General features: G+C 76.3%; 1 protein-coding gene. It reads right to left on the reverse strand.

Annotated elements, in window-relative coordinates; genetic code table 11:
• Positions 1-668 (reverse strand): MinD/ParA family ATP-binding protein (locus MXD58_RS26180; RefSeq protein ID WP_374616663.1); only part of this gene is annotated, 668 nt, incomplete at its 3' end.
• Positions 669-709 lie beyond the last annotated feature (41 nt).

Consider the following 709-nt stretch of genomic DNA (forward strand, 5'->3'; position numbering starts at 1 on the left):
GGGCGGGCCAGCGCCAGCGCCGGCTGGCTGCCGGGCAGCGGGGCGGTGGCGACCGCGCCGGCGAGGCGTTGGAAGGCGAACCGGGTCCGGCGGCGCAGCCGGAACCAGTTGATCGGCCGGCCGTCGGCGAGCCCGGCGTCGAAAGGCACCAGCACGGTGATGTACGCCCGGTCCTCCAGGTGGTCCAGGCGCATCCGGGCGGTGCGGCCGAGCCGGGATGGATAGGTCTCCATGATGGCGACGATGACCGTGGCGGCGAGGTCGCCGCGCCCGGCGGCGGTGAGCGCGGTCAGGGCGTCGTCCGCGCCGGCGATCTCCGTCTCCCCCGCACGGACGGTGAGCACGAGCAGGTCGGCTCGGGCGAGCAGGGTCGCGGGAATCGGCTGGCTCCAGCCTGGCGGCGCGTCCGCGACGACCACCGGATACCAGTGCCCGAGCATGTCGAGCGCCCAGGCCAGTTCTTCGGGCTGCAGGCCCGGGCCGACGAGATCGCGCATTCCGGCGAGCACCTCGAACCCGCCCGTGCCGTCGGAGGCCAGGTAGCGGCGGACCTCCTCCAGCGAGGAGACCGGCGGGCGGGCGCCGGCCAGCTCCCGCAGGCCCACGCCCGGCGGGATCAGCCCGACCCGGTGCGCGAGCAGGCCGCACTGGTCGGGCGAGGCGTCCACGGCGACCACCCGGTGGCCGTGGTGGGCGGCCATCGCGAGAC

This window comes from Frankia sp. AgKG'84/4 (genome assembly GCF_023242965.2).
In the GTDB taxonomy this organism is placed as follows: Bacteria; Actinomycetota; Actinomycetes; order Frankiales; family Frankiaceae; genus Frankia.